General features: G+C 73.1%; 11 protein-coding genes. 7 read left to right on the forward strand and 4 right to left on the reverse strand.

Annotation, left to right across the window (positions count from 1 at the left end):
• Positions 1-8 precede the first annotated feature (8 nt).
• Complete coding sequence (locus tag ABD333_RS11305; protein WP_344540269.1) at positions 9-932, reverse strand: DUF5996 family protein; 924 nt, start codon at positions 930-932, stop codon at positions 9-11.
• Positions 933-1090: 158 nt separating this feature from the next.
• Between ABD333_RS11305 and ABD333_RS11310 the strand changes: the two genes are divergently transcribed.
• On the forward strand, positions 1091-1993 hold the full coding sequence (locus ABD333_RS11310) for a threonine ammonia-lyase (protein ID WP_344540270.1): 903 nt from the start codon (positions 1091-1093) through the stop codon (positions 1991-1993).
• A gap of 145 nt (positions 1994-2138) precedes the next feature.
• On the forward strand, positions 2139-4247 hold the full coding sequence (locus tag ABD333_RS11315; protein ID WP_344540472.1) for a fibronectin type III domain-containing protein: 2109 nt from the start codon (positions 2139-2141) through the stop codon (positions 4245-4247).
• Positions 4248-4250: 3 nt separating this feature from the next.
• Here the strand turns inward: ABD333_RS11315 and ABD333_RS11320 are convergent, their stop codons facing one another.
• The gene (locus ABD333_RS11320; RefSeq protein ID WP_344540271.1) at positions 4251-6005 is read right to left on the reverse strand and encodes a protein kinase domain-containing protein; all 1755 of its coding nucleotides are present in this window, start codon (positions 6003-6005) and stop codon (positions 4251-4253) included.
• Between the two features lie 198 nt (positions 6006-6203).
• On the opposite strand from ABD333_RS11320, the gene ABD333_RS11325 reads away from it, so the two are divergent.
• From ABD333_RS11325 to ABD333_RS11335, 3 genes are all read left to right on the forward strand, one after another.
• Positions 6204-7577 carry a carotenoid oxygenase family protein gene (locus tag ABD333_RS11325; RefSeq protein WP_344540272.1) on the forward strand — a complete coding sequence of 458 codons (1374 nt, stop codon included), beginning with the start codon at positions 6204-6206 and terminating at the stop codon, positions 7575-7577.
• A gap of 112 nt (positions 7578-7689) precedes the next feature.
• Complete coding sequence (locus tag ABD333_RS11330; RefSeq protein ID WP_344540273.1) at positions 7690-9363, forward strand: hypothetical protein; 1674 nt, start codon at positions 7690-7692, stop codon at positions 9361-9363.
• A 117-nt stretch (positions 9364-9480) separates the two neighbouring features.
• Positions 9481-10632, forward strand: coding sequence for a CaiB/BaiF CoA transferase family protein (locus ABD333_RS11335; RefSeq protein ID WP_344540274.1), 1152 nt, complete (start codon positions 9481-9483; stop codon positions 10630-10632).
• Positions 10633-10645: 13 nt separating this feature from the next.
• Here the strand turns inward: ABD333_RS11335 and ABD333_RS11340 are convergent, their stop codons facing one another.
• Positions 10646-12049 carry an MFS transporter gene (locus tag ABD333_RS11340; protein ID WP_344540275.1) on the reverse strand — a complete coding sequence of 468 codons (1404 nt, stop codon included), beginning with the start codon at positions 12047-12049 and terminating at the stop codon, positions 10646-10648.
• A gap of 78 nt (positions 12050-12127) precedes the next feature.
• On the opposite strand from ABD333_RS11340, the gene ABD333_RS11345 reads away from it, so the two are divergent.
• The gene (locus tag ABD333_RS11345; RefSeq protein WP_344540276.1) at positions 12128-12778 is read left to right on the forward strand and encodes a TetR/AcrR family transcriptional regulator; all 651 of its coding nucleotides are present in this window, start codon (positions 12128-12130) and stop codon (positions 12776-12778) included.
• Positions 12779-12900: 122 nt separating this feature from the next.
• The gene (locus ABD333_RS11350; protein ID WP_344540278.1) at positions 12901-17400 is read left to right on the forward strand and encodes an HAD-IC family P-type ATPase; all 4500 of its coding nucleotides are present in this window, start codon (positions 12901-12903) and stop codon (positions 17398-17400) included.
• On the opposite strand, the gene ABD333_RS11355 is transcribed toward ABD333_RS11350, so the two are convergent.
• Positions 17389-18540 (reverse strand): acyl-CoA dehydrogenase family protein, encoded by a 1152-nt coding sequence (locus tag ABD333_RS11355; protein ID WP_344540280.1) that lies wholly within the window; start codon positions 18538-18540, stop codon positions 17389-17391. The two genes, ABD333_RS11350 and ABD333_RS11355, sit on opposite strands and share 12 nt — an antisense overlap.
• Positions 18541-18620: the final 80 nt, after the last annotated feature.

Here is an 18620-nt window from a genome sequence, read left to right on the forward strand (position 1 = left end):
GCCCGGGGTCACTCCACCCGGCCGCGTGGCGGACACCAACTGGAGTAAAGCTCCTCGCACGGCCAGCCCGCCGTGACGGCTCCGGCCGCGTACGCGCTCTGGAGAAAGTCCAGCACCGCGTCGCGCGGCTCCGGCGACCGGCGGACGTCGTCCCACGTCAGCCGGGCCTGATGGGTCAGGCCCGTGGGCTCCCACCACGCCTGCGGCGGCCTGAGCGGGCGGCCGGCCAGCTCCTCCGGCTCCGGATGGGTGTACGAGTAGAAGGCCGGGCCCCCGGTCTTCCGGTCACCGGGCCACCAGCCGAAGCTGATGACCTCATGGCTGTACGCCTCGCGCGCGACCGGATCGGCGCCTTCCATCTCCGGCGCCGCACGTCCGGAGAACCTCGCCGTGGCCAGATCGAAGCTGTGCCAGAACAACTGCACCGGGCTCGCCTTCCCGGTGAACCACCCCCGGAACTCCCGGAAGACCTCGTCGACCCACAGCAGCGCCCGCCGGAAGTCCTCGACCGCCTCCGCGTCGTAGGCGTCGTGCTCGGTGTCGTCCGCGAACGGAGTGGTCATCGGCACCCCGAACGGCTCGGCCTTGATCTTCACGTGGAGGCCGAGCTCCCTCAGCAAGGCCTTCAGCTCGTGGTGGAACTCGGCCACCGACACCCCGTCCCGCAGCGGTATCGCCTCCTCACGCCCGCCCGCCCGCACCACCAGCCGATGCCTCACCAGGTCGAACGCGATGGTGAAGCTGATCCCGTCGTGGAGCATGCGTCCGGTCGAGTAGCCCTGGTCCGTCACCCTGAACGTGGTGTGCCACCAGTGGTTGCGCGGCGCCGCCGACGCCAGCTGGATCTTCCCGACGATCTGGGTGTACAGGTGAAGCGTGTCCTTCGTGGCCTCCCAGGCCCCCAGTGGCAAGGCCGGCAATGCGTCGCTCATGCTCGCGCTCCTACCCCGTCCGGCACGCGCGGACCGGTCACTTGGCACTTCCTTGGCCCGCAGTTGCGCCAGGCGTAGGCCAGGCGTAGGCCAGGCGTAGGCCTGGCCTGGCCCGGGCCGGGCCGGGCCGTGCGGGATAGTGGTCACGGAGGTGGATCATGAGGGTCGTCCGGACACCCGGGGCCGAGGATCTCGAACGGGCCTGGCTCGACGTGAGCGCGGCCTTGGCGCCCACACCTGTCGTGCCGAGCGAGCTCGGCCTGCTCAAGCTGGAGACCTTCCAGCCGACCGGGTCGTTCAAGGTGCGCGGCGCGATCGCGGCGCTGACGCCGGGCGAGCCCGCCGTGACGGCCAGCGCCGGCAACCACGGGCTTGCCATGGCGTACGCGGCGTCGCGGATCGGCGCGGAGCTGACCGTGGTCGTCTCGACGCGGGCCTCGGCGGCGAAGGTCGCGGGGATCGCGTCGTATCCGGTCCGGCTGGTGGAGCACGGCGATGGCTATGACCAGGCCGAGGTCCACGCGCTGAGCCTGCCGGGACGGTATGTCTCGCCGTACAACGATCCGCTCGTGATCGCCGGCCAGGGCACGGTCGGGCGCGAGCTCGACGCGCAGGTGGACGGGCCGGTGACCGTGGTCGCGCCCGTCGGCGGGGGAGGGCTCGTGTCCGGGCTGGCCTTGTGGTCGCGGCGGCGTGGTGACGTGCGGCTGGTGGGCGTGGAGGCCGAGCGGTCCCGGGCCGTCAGCGAGGCGGTGAAGGCCGGGAGGATCGTCGAGGTGAACGTCGGTGAGACCATCGCCGACGGGCTCGCGGGCAACATCGAACCCGGGAGCGTGACGCCCGGAATGCTGCGGCGGACGGAGCTGACCGCGGTGACCGAGGCCGAGATCCGGGCCGCCATGCGCTGGTTGTTCGCCGAGCACGGCCTGGTGGTCGAGGGGGCGGGGGCGTGCGGGGTCGCGGCCGTGCTGGCGGGCAAGGTCGAGGTCTCGGGCCGTCTGGTGACGGTGCTCTCCGGGCGCAACATCACCGGTGCCGCCTACGCGGAGGTGCTGACCTGAATCGGCCGCTCCATCCGAACCCGGGGTGAATGAGACGGTCGCGGGCTAATGTGTCCTGCGCGTCGGCGAGACACCAGTGTCCTGCGCCTCGGTGAGAGACGGGTGACGAGTGCGATCTGGCTTCCGCGAGGCTATGCGCGTGGCGATGCGTCCGGCGATGGGCGCTGCGATGCGCCCGGCGATGCGGGCGGCGTTCGGCAGGGACCGGGTGACGGGCCAGGTGGCGATCGGCCTGGTCGGCCTGCTGCTCGTCACGGCGGTCGTGTATGGGGTCGGCGTTGCCAGCGCCAAGTACCGGCTCGCCGACGTGGGCGCGTGGCTGAGCGCAAAGAGCAAGGGCGTGCTCGTTCACGTGAACGGACCGGCGGCCAAGGTCGACGGCAAGGCCGCCCTCCTGCCGCAGACGCGCAACCACCGGATCAAGGTCGTGCAGGACGGCACCACGGTGCTGCTCGTCGACGTCGACACCGGAGTCGTGAGCCGCATCGACCCCTCCCAGCTGAAGGTGACGCAGTCCAGAGCGCTCGGCGGGCTCGATCTCCAGTTGCTCGCGGGAGCGGGCAGGGCCTACACCGTCGATCCGGTCAAGGGCGCGGTGCAGGGGATCGATCCCGTGAGCCTGACGCCGCTCGGGCCGCCGGTGGTCCTGCCGCCGCCATTGGAGGAGGCCGGGGTCGACGGCCGGGGCACCCTGTGGGTGCCCGTGCCGCAGACGGGACAGGTCACGCCCTTCCGCGACGGCAAGGCGCTGCCGGCGGTCTCCGTCGGGAAGGCGGGGGACCGGCTGTCGCTCGTGATGGCCGCCGGTGAGCCCGTCGTGGTCAACTCCACGGCGGCCACGGCGATGGTGATCGGCGGTTCGGGCGTCCGGCACGACGTGCGGCTTCCCTCGACCGTACGGGCCTCGAACGCGGAGGCCTTGGCCCCGGCACGGACGGAGGGGACGCTCGTACCTCTGCTCGTGCGGAGCACCGGCTCACTGGTGCTGCTCGACAGCGCCACGGGACGGCAGCGGGGAGTGGCTCTCAAACTGCCTCGGCACCGCTACCAGGCACCGCAGATCCTGGGTCCCCGGGTCTACGTTCCCGACGAGACGCTCGGCCAGTTGCATGTCTTCAACACCGCGACCGGCAGCAGCGAACGGCCGGTCCCCGTGGCGGGGCGCGACTCCACCCTGGAGGTCTTCGTCAAGGAGGGCATGCTCTGGGCACATGATCCGGGTCAGGCCAGCGCGGTCGTCGTGAACGGCGACGGGACGGCGAGCGAGTTCGGGAAGTACGACGACGAGGTCGCGGGCGGCGACAAACGCAAGCCTCTGCCTGCCGGTGGCGATGGTCAGAGCCCCCCGGCCGATCCGTCGCCGCCCCCGTCCCCGCGCCCGCCGGACGCGCCTACGCCTCCCACGGAGCTGACCACGAGGTTCGAGGGCGGCGCCATGCGGATCGGCTTCAAGCCGTCGCGCGGTGGAACACCGGTCGCGTACGTCCTCAAGAACGTCAGCCGTGGGCTTGCCGTCAGCCCCCGGGTGCTGGCGCCGAACGCGGGCACGTTCGAGTTCGGCGTCGCGGGCGGCGACTGCGACAAGGAGTACGGCTTCCGGGTCGCGGTCCGGTACCGGGACGCCCGGGGGAGAACGGCGGAGCTGGTCTCCGATCCCGGCCCGCCCGTCCGGCCCTGCTCGGCCCCGCTCGCGCCGCGCGACGTGACGGCCGAGGCGACGAGCGCGGGCGTGAAGGTCTCGTGGGAGCCGGGCTCGCCGGACCGCTCGGCTCGTTATCAGGTCAGCTCGCGCGGGCCTGACGGCCCCTCGAACGCGTCCGGTGTCAGAGGCACCAGCGTGACCCTCCGCGACCTCTTCACGAACGGGCAATACACGTTCAGCGTGAGGGCCTCCAACGGCGCGGGCGGCGCGGACGGCCCTGAGCTGAACGTCAGGCTAGAGGGCCCTCCGCAGGACTACCCGATCCAGCACAACGACAAGTCCACCGCTTATGTGCGCGCCCAAGCCGACGGCACCAGCGGAACGGTTTTCACCTACCAGGGCAACGGGGAAACGCTGACCTTGCTCTGCCAGGTCAAGGGTGCCGACTACGCGCACCCGAACAAGAACCCGAACTTCGCCGGAAACCTCTACAACAAGGTCAGGACACCTCAAGGCGACGGCTACATGATCGGGTATCTCGCCAAGACTCCCAACAGCGCCGGCAGCGGCTGGAAGGAGTTCCTCGGCCTCCCGCTCTGGCGCTGCGCCTGACGATCAGCCCGCCACCCGGGCGCCGCGGATGCATTTCGGCCGTGACCACGACACCTTCGGCGTGCCGTCCGGGCCGAGACCGGGGACGGAGCCCACGCGGAAGCAGTAGCCGAGCTTGGGATTGAGCTCCGAGATCGTCGTGGTGAGGGCGCCGTTGCTCACGGGCACGACCGCGCTCGTACCGAACGGGGCCTGCTGGACGAGGATGGGCATCTGCCGGGCGGTCCGTGGCAGCCGCCAGGTGAGGCTGACGGTCGGGCCGAACGCCTTCGCGCCCAAGCCGTACGGGCGGGCGGCGGCGAGTTGCTCGCGGGTGATGGGCGCGTTGCCGGGGGGAGCCTGCGTGCCGCCGTTCTGCGGCGTGGACGCGCTGGACCCGAGCGCGTCCGGGTCTTTGGACCCGCCACCGCCGCCGGAGAGCGCGAGCGCGCCGATGCCGACCGCGAGACCGCCGACCAGCGCGACCGAGACGGCGACGATCAGACCGCGGCGCGGGCCGTCCGAGCCGCTCGGAGACTGCGGCGGGGGCGAGTACTGGTGCGGGTGCTCGGGTTGCGGCGGCCACGTCGGCACCGGCGACCGGTCCGCCGTCGCCTGACCGCCCGTCTGACCGCCTGCATGGCCGCCCGAGTGCCCGCCCGCCTGGCCGCCGTCCTGTGCGAACGGCGTGGCTTGCGGGGTCGTGGGATAGCCCGTCGGTGGCGCGGACTGGGAGGCGGCGGCGTCCGGGTGCCAGGGGGAGAGCGGCCCGGCCGGGGACGCCTGCTCGGTGACCCCGTCCGGGGTCACGGCGGGAGGCGCCGGTGCGGTGGTGGAACGCGGCGTCGTCGGGGCCCACTCGGGGACCGCCGGAGGACGCGGATGCGCCGGGAATGTCGGAACGACGGGCGCCGCCACCACACCGCTGCCACTGCCGCTGTGCGCGAGGTCGGTGATGGGCAGGCCCAGCTCCGCCTGGAGTTGCTGCAGCCGCTGCGCGAACTCGACGGCGCTGCCGAAGCGGTGTTCCGGTGCCTTCGCCATCGCCTGGCAGATGACGTCGAAGACCGGCCCCGGTACGTCGCCCCGCTGGAACGCGGGCGGCGGGTCGTTCATGATGCGCAACATCAGCGGCGCGATGCCCTCGCCGCGCGGCCCCTTGAACGCGGGCCGGCCCGCCAGCAGCTGGTAGAGCGTGGAGCCGAGCGAGTAGATGTCGGAGCCGACGCCGGGCGTCCGGCCTTCGAGCACCTCGGGCGAGGCGTGGTGCGGCGTGAACGCCTGCGTGTGGCTGTGGTCGAACGAATCGGTCAGGCGGGCGATGCCGAAGTCGGCCAGGGCCGGTTCGCCGTACTTCGACACGAGGATGTTCTGGGGCTTGACGTCCCGGTGCAGCACGTCGGTCTCGTGCGTGGCGGCCAGCGCGCCCGCCGTCTTCACGCCGATGCGCAGCGCCTCGCCCACGGGCAGCGGGCCCTCGCGTTCGAGCCGGTCGATCAGCGCGCCGCGTTCGAAGTACTCCATCGCGATGTACGGGCGGCCGAACCTCGTCGTGCCCGTGTCCAGCACCGTGACGATGTTGGGATGCCCGGACAGCCGTCCGGTGATCTTGCATTCGCGCTGGAAGCGGCGCATGGCCGAGTCGTCGACCGCGCTGATCGACAGGACCTTGAGCGCCACCGTCCGGTCCAGCCGCTCCTGGTGGGCCCGGTAGACGACGCTGAATCCGCCCTCGCCGACCTGCTCCAGGACCCGGTAGCCGGGAACGTCCTCGGTCATGAGCTGGGCAGGTTCCTTCGGTGGGGGGCCGGGCCGGGGGCTTCCCCCGGCAGGACCAGATTAGTACCTGGACGAAACGGACGTGGCTGGACGGCTCGACGGGGCCGGTCACGGCCAGCGGCGCCGTCGGCGACCCTGTCGCGGGACAATAGTCGTTAGGTATTGAACTACGGCCGCTCCGCGTGGCACGCTGCCCGGGTGTACGAGGCGCTGAACGACGAGCACGACTACGAGATCGACGAGATCGAGGGCCGGCTTCCCGAGGGGCTGACCGGCACGCTCTACCGCAACGGCCCCGGGCGGTGGGAGGTCGGCGAGAGCCTGCTCGACCACATCTTCGACGGCGACGGCATGGTGTCGCGGTTCGCGTTCGCAGACGGCCGGATCCGCTTCCGGAACCGGTACGTCCGGACGCGCCATTACCGGTACGGGCAGCGCACCGGGCGGGTCGGGCTGCGCGGGCTCGGCACGCAGCGGCCCGGCGGGATGCTCGGCAACATGCTCCGGCCGCCCGCCAACGTCGCCAATACCGGCGTGGTCCTCCACGGCGGGCAGCTCCTCGCCCTCTGGGAGGGCGGCCGCCCGTACCGCCTCGACCCCGACAGTCTCGAAACGCTCGGGGTCCACTCGTTCGGCGGGCGGCTGAGGATGACCGCCGCGTTCTCCGCCCACCCGTCCCGCTGCCCTGACACCGGCGAGTTGTTCAACTTCGGGATGGACTTCACGCGGACGCGCGGGCTGCGCTGTCACCGCGTCGACCCACACGGGCGGCTGCACCACCTGCCGAGGATCTCCCTGCCCTACAGCCCGTGGAACCACGACTTCGCGCTCACCCGCCGCCATCTGGTGTTTGTGATCAACCCGGTGATCCCGCGGCCGGTGCCGATCCTGCTCGGCACCGGCTCGATCGCCGGCGGGCTGCGGTACGAGCCGCACCGGCCGACGTGCTTCACGATCGTGCCGCGTTACGGCGGCAAGGCCCGGGTCATCGAGCACGAGGCGCTGCTGGGATTCCATTTCGTCAACGCCTTCGAGGACGGCGAGGACATCGTCGTCGAATTCGTGCGGTTCGCGGACTGGAATCAGGTTTCCACGGCGTTCCGGGAATTCAGGACCAGCGATTTCCCGTGGGGCTCGGCCCTTATGCGTTACCGCGTCACCCCCGGCGGCCGGATCGACGGCGAGGAGCTCTGCGCGCTGCCGATGGAGTTGCCGCACGCCGACGTGCGCCAGGCCGGGCGCGAGCACCGGTACACCTACTTCGCCGGGCGGACGAGTCCGGCCGCCGTCGGCATTAACGCCTACGACCATCTGACCGGCGAGCGCACCGTCCACGAGCTGCCACCAGGCCACGGCTTCGGCGAACCCGTCTTCGTGCCGCGCGAACGCGACGCCGCCGAGGGCGACGGGTGGCTGCTGACACTGGCCTACGACCCGGGCGAACACCGGTCCCGGCTGCTGGTCCTGGACGCGCGCGACCTGGAGGCCGAGCCGGTCGCCGTGGCACGGCTGCGCCACCATCTCCCGGCGGGTTTCCACGGCTCGTTCACCGAACGCGTCGCAGGGAAATAGCCGGACAAGTCACCCTGGCCGGTTAAGGGTTCCGTCAATTCCGGCCCGCCGCTCCAGCCGTCTCCCTAACCTCTGGATCGATATCGATCAGCAGGTCACAAGGGAGTTTTTCATGCCGGAAGCGGCCATGGCGCGGACCGAGGCGGAGGCGCATTATCGCGACCTTGTCCGGTTGGCGTATTTCGTACTTCCGGGAAACGGAAAGCGCTTCTACCGGCTCGCGATCGCGCAGCGGATCGTGGACGGCGTCCTCGGCGGCGGCTTTCCGGGCGTGCGCGCACGCACCGCCGCCAAGCAGCGGACCAAGGTGCTGCGCATGGCCATGCGTCCTTCCTGGCGGCTGCGGATCGGTCTCGGCCCGTGGCTGCGCGCGCTGCCCGCCAAGCTGCCCGACCCGGCGCTCACCAAGGCGCTCGCCGGGATGGACCCGGCGACCCGCGTCGCGTACGTGCTGCGCCACATCGAGGGCCTGCCGAGGTACGCGGTGCGCGACCAGCTCGTGGCGCTGCGGACGCGCGACGTCTGGCCGGTGATCGACGCCGCCGACGCCACCGAGCGTCCCGCGGCGCGGCCCGAACCCTTCGAGCCGACCCCGGTCCGCCTCGGCCGCCGGCCCGTCCTTCCGATCGCCGCCGCGACCCTGACCACGGCGCTGATCGGGACGCTGATCGCGACCGAGAGCGGGGGCTCGCTGCTCGGGACCCCGTCCGCCGAGGCCCGCAACCTGCGCCTCGGCTCGGCCGCGCCGGGCGACTGGAAGCGCCGCCCGCACACGCTGGACGTGTGGCCCGCCCGGGGCGACCTGGTGAACGACAAGGCCTTCACCGCGCGGGCCCTGAACGCCTGGTCCAGGAAGGCGCGCCTGGCCGGTCACGCCCAGTTGCTGTACGCCGGGCGGGTCGGCGGCGTTCCCACCGCCGTGCTGCGCCACCGCGACCTGCTCGCCCGCTACACCGGAACGCCGGAACGCCTGGAGGTCACCGCCGGAGGAACCGACGCGTCCAACCCCATCGCCCTTGGCGGCGGCCGTTACCTGCTCGCCCCGTGGGACACCGGCGCCGTGACGCCGTCCGGCCGGAAGGTGACCGTGACGGACGGCGTGACCGACGCCGTGACCGTCCGGACACGTTGCCGGCGCGGACCTCTGTTCGACGTCAGCGGGCTCGACGGGGCCCGGACCGTGGGCGAGTTCGGCGGCATGCGTCCGGTCGTCCTGACCTACCGTTCGCCCACCTCCCTCACGGCCACCTCACCCGCCAAGCCATCCGCCTCGCCGGTCAAACCATCCGCCTCGCCGGTCAAACCATCCGCCTCGCCGGTCAAGCCCACGGCATCGCCTGCGAAGCCCGTCCGGCTCAAAGCGGCGACGGTGCGGTTGTGGGATCGCCTCAGCTGCCTGCTGCCGCAGGCGGCGCGGCCGGTGATCGAGGCGGTGGCCTGGGACTTCTGGTCCGGCTCGCTGCCGCACGGCGGCGGGCGCGCCCAGTGGGTCTGCACCCGCCTGGCCTACGCGCGCGGTGGTGACACCGCCCAGGCGACCTTGGTCAGGGAGAAGGAGTCGCTCACCACCGGCTGGTGCGACGGGCGGCGGCCGGTCAGCGGGACCTGGTGGAAGTCCCCGTCGGACCGCTGGTACTACCTGGCCGCCGCCGCGCGCGACCTCGTCCCGCACGCCCAAGGATCGCTGGTCAAGCCCAAGGTCACCAAGAGGCTCCTGGTCGGCTCGGCCCCCGAGGCCAAGCAGCGGCCGCAGACCCCCGTCACGCTGACCGCCCGCCCAGGATGATCTCGCCCCGCCGCCGCTCCGGAGAGCCCGGACCCGGTCAGCGCGCACTTACCGCGATCGGGCACACTGGGTGTGCACCGAACGAGGTTCAGGCGGTTTGGCCGAAAGGGGTCGCACATGGGCAAGGGTCCGCTCTCCGGAGTGCGGGTGATCGAGCTGGCCGGGATCGGGCCGGGCCCGTTCGCCGCCATGCTGCTGGCCGATCTGGGGGCCGAGGTGATCCGCGTGGACCGGGCCGCGGCCGTGTCGAAGGCCGGGGGCGGCGGATTCGCCAGCACCGACTTCACCAACCGGGGCAAGCGCTCGATCGCCGTGGACCTCAAGAACGAGCAGGGCAGGGAGGTCGTGCTGCGGCTGGTCGAGCGGGCCGACGCGCTGCTGGAGGGTTTCCGCCCCGGGGTGACCGAACGGCTCGGCCTCGGTCCTGACGAGTGCCTGGCCCGTAACCCGAAACTCGTCTACGGCCGGATGACCGGCTGGGGCCAGGAGGGGCCGCTCTCGCAGAGCGCCGGTCACGACGTCGGCTACATCGCGATCACCGGTGCCCTGCACGCCATCGGCCGTGCGGGCGGCCCGCCGCAGGTCCCGATGAACCTCCTCGGCGACTTCGCCGGCGGCAGCATGTACCTGGTCGTCGGCATCCTCGCCGCCCTGCTGGAGAGCAGGGCGAGCGGCCGCGGCCAGGTGGTGGACGCCGCGATCGTGGACGGCACGGCCCACCTGTCGACGTTCATCCACGGCTTCCTCGCCGGCGGGATGTGGCAGGACGAGCGCGGCGTGAACATGCTCGACACCGGCGCGCCCTGGTACGACGTGTACGAGACGGCCGACGGAAGGCACATGGCGGTCGGCGCGATCGAGCCGCAGTTCTACGCCGAGTTCGTGCGCCTCCTCGGCCTGGAGGACGAGGACCTTCCCGGGCAGCACGACCGTGACGCCTGGCCCGGCCTGCGCGAGCGGTTCGCGGCGGCGTTCAAGGCCAGGACGCGCGACGAGTGGGCCGAGGTCTTCCTGCCCAGCGACGCCTGCGTGGCTCCCGTCCTGTCGCTCAAGGAGGCCGCCGAGCACCCCTACAACACCGCACGGGACGTCTTCGTGGAGGAGGGCGGCCACCTCCAGCCCGCCCCGGCGCCCCGCTTCTCCCGTACGTCCGCCGAGATCGAGGGGCTTCCCGTCCTCCCCGGCGTCAACAGCCGCGACATCCTCACCGACCTCGGCTTCGACGATGTCGAGGCGCTGCTCTCGTCCGGCGCGGTGGCCCAGGCCTGACCCGTTCGACACCTCAGCTCGTCTCGGCGGGCACGCGGTCGGCGGCGGGCTCGGCCGGGACGTGCGCGGTGCGTGGGAGCACGGTCGCGGCCACGATGGCCGCGACCACGTAGAGGCCGGCGGCCACGACGAGTGCGTTCGCGTAGCCGTCGTTCAGGCCCGTTCCGTGGGCGGCGACGGTGGCCAGGGACGCCAGGCCGATCGCACCGCCGAGCTGGCGGGCGCTGTTGAGGACGCCCGAGGCCGTTCCCGCCTCGCCGGGCGCCACCCCGGTCGTCGCGGCGGCCGCCACCGGCGCGAGGCACAGGCCCAGCCCGACGCTGGTGACGGCGGACGGGCCCAGTACGTCGGTGAGGAAGCCGCCGTCCGGGCTGATGCGGCTGAACCAGGCCATGCCCACGGCCGCCAGCAGGGCGCCGGGGATCAGCGAGGCGCGCGGTGAGCGGGTCGCGCCGAGCCTGGTGGCGGCGATCGTTCCGACGATGACGCCCAGCGAGAACGGCAGGAACGCGGCGCCCGTCGCCGCCGCGCTCATGCCGAGGACCTGCTGCATGTAGAGGGACACGAAGTAGAACGCGGCGAACTGCCCGGCGGCGGCGAGGAACACGAAGACGTTCGCCCCGCTGACCCAGCGGCTCCTGAAGAGGCCGAGCCGGACGAGCGGCGCCTTCGTCCGCCGTTCGACGAGCACGAACGCGGCCAGGAGCAGGGCGGCCACCGCGAGCGTGCCGAGGGTGGTCGCCGATCCCCAGCCGTGCTGGTCGGTGCGGACCACGCCCAGCACCAGCAGGCCGGTGCCCGCCGTCGCGAAGGCCGCGCCGAGCACGTCCAGCCGTTCCTGCGATCGCGGCGCGTCGGCGGGCAGGCCCGCGACCCCGAGGGCCAGCGCGCCGAGCACGATCGGAACGTTGATCAGCATCACCCAGCGCCAGCCCGCGTACTCGGTCAGCAGGCCGCCGGCCAGCACGCCGAGCGCGCCGCCCGCCGCGTTGACGGCACTCCAGACGCCGAGCGCCCGTACGCGCGCCGGACCCTCGGTGAACGTCGTGGTCAGCATCGCCAGTGCCGCCGGGGCGACGGCGGCGGCCGCGACCCCCTGCAGCGCGCGGGCGGCGATCAGCTGCCAGGGGGCCTGCGCCAGGCCGCCGAGCAGGGAGGACAGGCCGAACGCGACGAGGCCGGCCAGGAAGAGCCGGCGCCGCCCGTACAGGTCGCCTGCCCGGCCCCCGAGGAGCAGGAAGCCGCCGAACGTCAGCGCGTACATGTGCACGACCCACGAGAGGTCGACCGGATCGAAGCCGAGCGAGGTGCGGATGGCGGGGAGCGCGACGTTCACCACCGCCATGTCGAGGGCGACCATGAACTGCGCCACGGCCACCGCCGCCAGGACCAGGCCCGGACGAGACTTTTTATACATGTATAAAAAGTAGCCGCGGCGGTGCCGGTCTGTCGAGCCCCGGCCGCGCACGGACCGGAGATGGGCCAAGATGGGCAGGTGGGCACACGGACCGGACGGCCGCCGAAGATCTCGCGGCCGGACATCATCGCGGCGGCGCGCCGGATCATCGACACCGACGGCGTGGACAGGCTGACGATGCGGCGGCTCGCCCACGACCTCGGCAGCACGCCGATGGCGGTCTACCACCACGTCCGCGACAAGGAGGAGCTGCTGCTCCTCGTGCTCGACGACATCGCGAGCGGCATGCTCCGGCCCGAGCTGCCCGCCGACCCGCGCGAACGCGTCATCGTCACCGCGCAGGCGATGCACGACACGCTGGCGCGGGTGCCGTGGGTCGTCCAGGTCATCACCGCCGACGACCTCTTCTCGCCCACCGCCCTCTGGTACAACGAGACCGTCATCGACGCGGCCATGGCCTGCGGGCTCTCCATCGAGGACGCCGTCTACGCCTATCGCAGCATCTGGTACTACACGGCGGGCGAGCTCATCGTCCGCGCCGCCGCCGCGCGGCGCCGCGCCGAGGACGACCGTCCGACGTTCCGGGAACGGGTGTTCGCCGACCTCGACGCCGAGGAGCTGCCGAGGCTCTCGTCACTGGCCGGCCGCTGGGAGGAGATCTCCGCCCGCGACACCTACACCGCGGGCCTGCGCGCGCTCGTCGACGGGCTGCTCCCCGCCCGCCGCTAGCCACGGGCCATACGCGGCTTTGCCTGCAGTTTTAGGTAAATCGCCCGGGCGTCGGTGTCGAGCCGGACCTCACGGGTACTCCGAGTCACCACCCGTCCATTCGTTCGAAGGTGGCTCGCCCGATGGCACTGCACATGGGACTGCTCAGGTCGGCGGCACGCAGAGTACCCCGCCCTCCCGTGCCGCGCCCGCCGCTGCCGCGCGTCCCAGGGCTGCCCGACGTCTCCAAGCTGCCCGGAGCCTCCAAGCTGCCGCGCGTCCCAGGGCTGCCCGGCCTCGCGAGCCTGGCGGAGCTTCCCGTGCGCGCCGACCTGGGCAATCTCCTCGGCCCCCGGACCCGGCGGCGGGTGTGGTCACGCAACGGCCGCGCCTACATCGAGCTGCGCGGCCGGGCCCAGCACACCGACGAGCTGCGCCGCGCGCTGACCACAGCCGTCGAGCGCCTCAAGGGCGTGCGGTGGGCCGAGGTGAACGCGGTGACCGGCGAGCTCCTGTGCGCCTTCGACGAGGGCGGCGTCACGATCGAGAGTCTCATCGGCGCGATCGAGTCGGTCGAGGAGGCGCACGACCTGCCCGACGAGACGTTCCCCATGGACGCCCATCCGGCCGACCAGGCGCCGATCACGGCCGAGGCGATCGCGCTGGCCTCCGACTGCGCCGCGTTCGCGCTGGCCACGACCGGCAAGTTCGTCCGGCTGCCGCGCATGCCCAGGGCGGCGCGCCTCGCGTTCACCTGGGTGGACAACCAGCCGCGCATGCGCGAGCAGCTGGAGACGCGGATCGGCCCGCACGGCGCCGACCTGCTGCTGGCCGCCGGCAACGCCGCCCTGCACGGCCTGACGCAGGAGCCCGCCGCGCTGGCCGTGGACGCCGTCAACCGCGTGATCCAGCTGTCCGAGCTGACCACGCGCCGCGCGACGTGGTGCCGGTTCGAGGAGGAGCTGTGCTCGGCCGGGCTGCCCGTGGAGGCGCCGCAGCGGCAGGAACGGCCGTGCCCGCTTCCGGGCGGGCCGATCGAGACCTGCGGCGACCGTGCCGCGATGGGGGCGCTCGCCGGGGCGGCCGGCGTGCTCGGGCTGACCCGGCGGACCGCCACCGCCGCCGACGTGGCGCTCGCGATGGTGCCGCGCGCCGCCCGGCTGGGCAGGGCGGGGTTCGCGGCGACCCTCGACCGGGAGTTCAGCCGCAGAGGCGTGGTGGCCCTGGACGGCTCCGCCTACCGGCGGCTCGACCGGGTGAGCGCGGTGGTGATCGACTCGCGGGTGCTGTGCCAGGAGTCGCTGGAGATCCTTGAGGCGGACGGGCCGGACGCGCGGAAGGTGTGGCGGGCCGCGACCCGGCTGCTCGGCGGCGATCCGGAGCTGACGGGGCGGCCCGGCGCGGACGGGCGGCGGTTCGAACGCCTGGACGGGAAGGCTCCGCCGGGCGGCACGAGGCTGCGCGTCGTCGAGGAGGACGGGACGGTGCTGGGCGAGGTGCTCGTCGGCCGCGGGCTCGATCCGCTCGCCGAGGCGCTTCCGTCCGCCGTGCGCGACAGCGGCGCCCGGATCCTGCTGACCCGCCACGCCTCGACCGCCGAGTTCGCGCCGCTGGCCGACGACGTGCTCGACGCGTCGATCCCGTTGTGCGAGCACGTGCGCGCGTTGCAGCGCGACGGCCACGGCGTCCTCGTGGTGACCGCCGCCGACGATGACGCCGCTCTCGCGGCCGACGTCGGCGTGGGGGTCCGGCGTGCCGACGAACGCGCCTGCTGGGGCGCGGACCTGATCTGCACCGGCGGGCTCGACCAGGTCTGGCATCTGCTCTGCGCCATCGGCGGCGCTCACCAGGCGAGCAGGCGGGCCGTCCGCCTGGCCGTGGGCGGCTCGTCCCTCGGCACGCTCCTGGTGGTGACCGGCCGCCGCGCCACCGCGCCGCTCGACCTGGCGCCGGTGCACAGCGCCGCCGTGATGGCGATGCTCGGCGGCGTCGTCTCGGCGCGGCGCCTGGTGGGCCGGACGTCGCCCGCTCCGCTGCCGCACGTCCCGTGGCACGCGCTCGATCCCGAGCAGGCCGCCGAACGCGCGCTGCGGCTGCGGCCCGGCGACGACGCCGTTCCGCGCAGGACCGCCCGAAGACCACCGCGGCCCGTCCGGGCGGTCACCGAGGTGACGAAGGCCGTCGGGCACGAGCTGCGCGATCCGCTCACGCCGATCCTGGTGCTCGGCGCCGCCGCGTCCGCCGTCGTCGGCTCGGGCGTGGACGCCGCCCTCGTGGGCGGCGTGATGACGGGCAACGCGCTGATCAGCGGCATGCAGCGGGCCCGTGCGGAGCATGTCCTGCGCGGCCTGCTCCTCGGCCAGCGCGCCCCCGCCCGCCGGGTCCGGCCGGGCTCGGGCGACGGCAAGGCCACCGCGCCGCCGCTGCGCGGGCAGCAGGGATGGGCGCCGCACGACGACATCCCGGCCGACGACCTGCTTCCCGGGGACGTCATCGCGATCGGGCCGTCCGACGTCGTGCCCGCCGACGCCCGTCTCCTCGCCGTCGAGGACCTGGAGGTGGACGAGGCCACCCTCACGGGCGAGTCGCAGCCGGTCACCAAGACGCTGGAGGCGGTGCCCGGCGCGGATCTGGCCGAACGTTCCTGCATGGTGTTCGAGGACACCACCGTCCTCGCGGGCCGGGCGTACGCCGTCGTGGTCGCCACCGGCGCCGCCACCCAGGCGGGCCGTGCCGGCGCGCTCGCCGGGCGCGGCGCCGCGCCGTCCGGCGTCCAGGCGCAGCTGAACGAGCTGACCCGCGTCGCGCTGCCCGTCACCGGTATCAGTGGTGCCCTGGTCAGCGCCCTGTCGCTGCTGCGCGGCGTGCCGGTGCGGCAGGCGGTCGAGTCGGGCGTGGCCGTCGCGGTCGCCGCCGTGCCCGAGGGGCTGCCGCTCGTGGCGACCGTCGCCCAGCTCGCCGCGGCACGCCGCCTGACGCGCCGCAACGTGCTGGTGCGCAGCTCGCGCACGCTCGGCACGATGGGCCGCGTCGACACGCTCTGCTTCGACAAGACCGGCACGCTGACCGAGGGACGGCTCCGCGTCACCCGGCTCAGCGGCGCGACCTCCGCGGACGAGGCGGGCGACCGGCTCGCGCGCCGTATGCTCACCGCCGCCGTCCGCGCCTGCCCGCCGCCCGGGAACGGCAAGGTACGGCACGCCACCGACCGGGCCGTCCTCGAAGCCGGCGAAGCCAGACTGGGCAAGGACTCTCCTTGGGAGCTCCTACACGAGACCCCGTTCGAACCGAGCCGGGGCTACTCCGCCGCTGTCGGGCGTGCCAAGCGCAAGCCGTACGTCGCCGTCAAGGGCGCCCCGGAGGTGGTCCTGCCGCGCTGCGCCCAGGTCGTATCCGGCAACACTGTGCGTTCCCTGACCGGCGAGCGCCGGGATCAGGCGCGTGCCGTCGAACGCAAGCTCGCCTCGCGCGGGCTGCGCGTCCTCGCCGTCGCGGAGGCCAGGCCCTCGGAGAACGAGCTGCAGGACAGCGAGAAGCTCGGCGAGACCCTCGATCTGGTGCTGCTCGGCTTCCTCGGCATCGCCGACACCCCGCGCGCGGACGCTGCCGACGCGATCAGCACGCTCACCGAGGCGGGCATCCGGGTCGCGATGATCACCGGTGACCACCCGGACACCGCCCAGGCGGTGGCCGCCGACCTCGGCATCCCCGATCCCGGCAACGTGCTGACCGGTGCCGAGCTGGACCGGCTCAGCGAGCGTGAACGCTCCGCGCGGATCGGGAAGACCGCCGTCTTCGCCCGCGTCAGCCCCGAGCACAAGGTACGGATCGTCCAGGCGCTGCAGCGGGCCGGGCGCACGGTGGCGATGACCGGCGACGGCGCCAACGACGCCGCCGCGATCCGGCTCGCCGACGTCGGCATCGGCCTCACCGCCGGCGACTCCCGGGCGGCCCAGTCGGCCGCCGACCTGATCCTGCGGGGCGGCGACCTGCCCGGCATCGTCTCCGCGCTGCTGGAGGGCCGCGCGCTCTGGGAGAGCGTGCGCAACGCCGTGTCCATCCTCGTCGGCGGGAACGCGGGCGAGATCGCGTTCACCGTCTACGGCACCGCGTTCGGCGGCAGGGCCCCGCTCACCACGCGCCAGCTGCTGCTGGTCAACACCCTCACCGACATGATGCCCGCGCTGGCGGTGGCGCTCGCGCCGCCCAACGGCCACGGCTACGGCGAGCGCCCGGCGCGCGGCGGTCCGCTGGGCGACCCGATGAACGAGGCGATCGCGGTACGCGGCGTCGTCACCGCCATAGGCGCCATCCTGGCCTGGCAGGCCGGCAGGTTCACCGGACGCCGGACGCGCGCCGGGACGATGGGCCTCGCCGCGCTCGTCATCACCCAGCTGGCGCAGACGCTGCAGACCGGGTGGCGCAGCCCGGCCGTCCTCGCCACCTGCGCCGCCTCGGTGCTGGTGCTCGCCGCGGTGATCGAGACGCCGGGCGTCAGCCATTTCTTCGGCTGTGTCCCGCTGGGCCCGGTCGCCTGGACGCAGGTGCTCACCTCGGCGACGGCGGCCATGGCGGCCTCCGCGTTCGCGCCGCAGGTGATCCAGCGTCTGGACGGCTGGTGGAACGGCCGGTCAGAGGCCTAGCCGCTTGGCGACGATCTCGTTCATGATCTCGTTGGTGCCGCCGCCGATGCCGAGGATGCGCGCGTCCCGGTAGTGGCGCTCGACCTCCGACTCGCGCATGTAGCCCATGCCGCCGTGGAGCTGGACGGCCTCATGGACGACGTGCTCGACGGCGTAGACGGCCGTGTTCTTGGCGTACGCGGTCTCGGTGAGCACGTCCTCGCCCGCGAGGTACCGCTCGGCGACGTTGCGCGTGTAGGCCCGGGCGACGTCGACCTGACGCGCCATCTCGGCGACCTTGTGCCGGACGAGCTGGCGGGACGACAGCGGGCGGCCGAACGTCTCGCGGGCACGGATCCACTCCATCGTGAGGTCCAGGCACCGCTGCGCCGTCGCGTACGCCTGGACGGCCAGCGACAGGCGTTCGCTCACGAAGTTCTGCACGATCTGCAGGAAGCCGCTGTGCTCCGCGCCGACGAGGTTGGACACCGGCACGCGCACATCGGTGAACGAGAGCTCGGCGGTGTCGGAGCACTGCCAGCCCATCTTGCGCAGCGACCGCGACACCCCGAAGCCGGGCGCGCCCTTCTCGATGACCAGCAGCGAGATCCCGCCGAATCCCGGCTCGCCGGTGCGGACGGCGGTGGTCACGAAGTCGGCCCGCACCCCTGAAGTGATGAACAGCTTGGCGCCGTTGACGACGTAGACGTCCCCGTCGCGGACGGCGGTGGTGCGGATGCCCGCCACATCGGAGCCGGTGTCCGGCTCGGTGATGCCGAGGGCGCCGATCATCTCCCCGGCGAGCACCGGCCGCGCGAACCGGTCGATCAGCGCCGTGTCGCCCGACTCCAGCCCGGCGGCGATGAGGTGCGGCAGCGCGATCCCGTGGGTGAACAGCGAGGCCACCACGCCGCCGGAGCCGCCCGCCTGGATGATCTCCTCGGCCACGAGGAGGGCGTCGATGACGTCGCCGCCCGAGCCGCCCGCCTCCTCGGGGAATCCGGCCCCGAGGAGCCCGGCCGCGGCGGCCTTGCGGTGCAGCTCGCGGGGGAGCTCCCCGGCGTCCTCCCACGTCGGCAGGTGGGGCACGATCTCACGCGTGGTGAACTCGCGGACCAGCGTGCGGAGCGCCACGCGCTCGGGCGTGTTCCAAGGACTCAACACCGTCTCCCTCGATCGAATCGGATTCGGAATCTAACAGCAGCCCTCGCGCCCATCGAAACGGTGTTGGGGGATAGCAC

It is taken from the genome of Actinomadura fulvescens (genome assembly GCF_039533225.1).
GTDB lineage: Bacteria > Actinomycetota > Actinomycetes > Streptosporangiales > Streptosporangiaceae > Spirillospora > Spirillospora fulvescens.

Bases quoted from the DNA above. Each gene is read 5' to 3' on its own strand.
- ABD333_RS11305 (WP_344540269.1), bottom strand. From the start codon at position 932: ATGAGCGACGCATTGCCGGCCTTGCCACTGGGGGCCTGGGAGGCCACG.
- ABD333_RS11310 (WP_344540270.1), top strand. From the start codon at position 1,091: ATGAGGGTCGTCCGGACACCCGGGGCCGAGGATCTCGAACGGGCCTGG.
- ABD333_RS11315 (WP_344540472.1), top strand. From the start codon at position 2,139: ATGCGTCCGGCGATGGGCGCTGCGATGCGCCCGGCGATGCGGGCGGCG.
- ABD333_RS11320 (WP_344540271.1), bottom strand. From the start codon at position 6,005: ATGACCGAGGACGTTCCCGGCTACCGGGTCCTGGAGCAGGTCGGCGAG.
- ABD333_RS11330 (WP_344540273.1), top strand. From the start codon at position 7,690: ATGCCGGAAGCGGCCATGGCGCGGACCGAGGCGGAGGCGCATTATCGC.
- ABD333_RS11335 (WP_344540274.1), top strand. From the start codon at position 9,481: ATGGGCAAGGGTCCGCTCTCCGGAGTGCGGGTGATCGAGCTGGCCGGG.
- ABD333_RS11340 (WP_344540275.1), bottom strand. From the start codon at position 12,049: ATGTATAAAAAGTCTCGTCCGGGCCTGGTCCTGGCGGCGGTGGCCGTG.
- ABD333_RS11350 (WP_344540278.1), top strand. From the start codon at position 12,901: ATGGCACTGCACATGGGACTGCTCAGGTCGGCGGCACGCAGAGTACCC.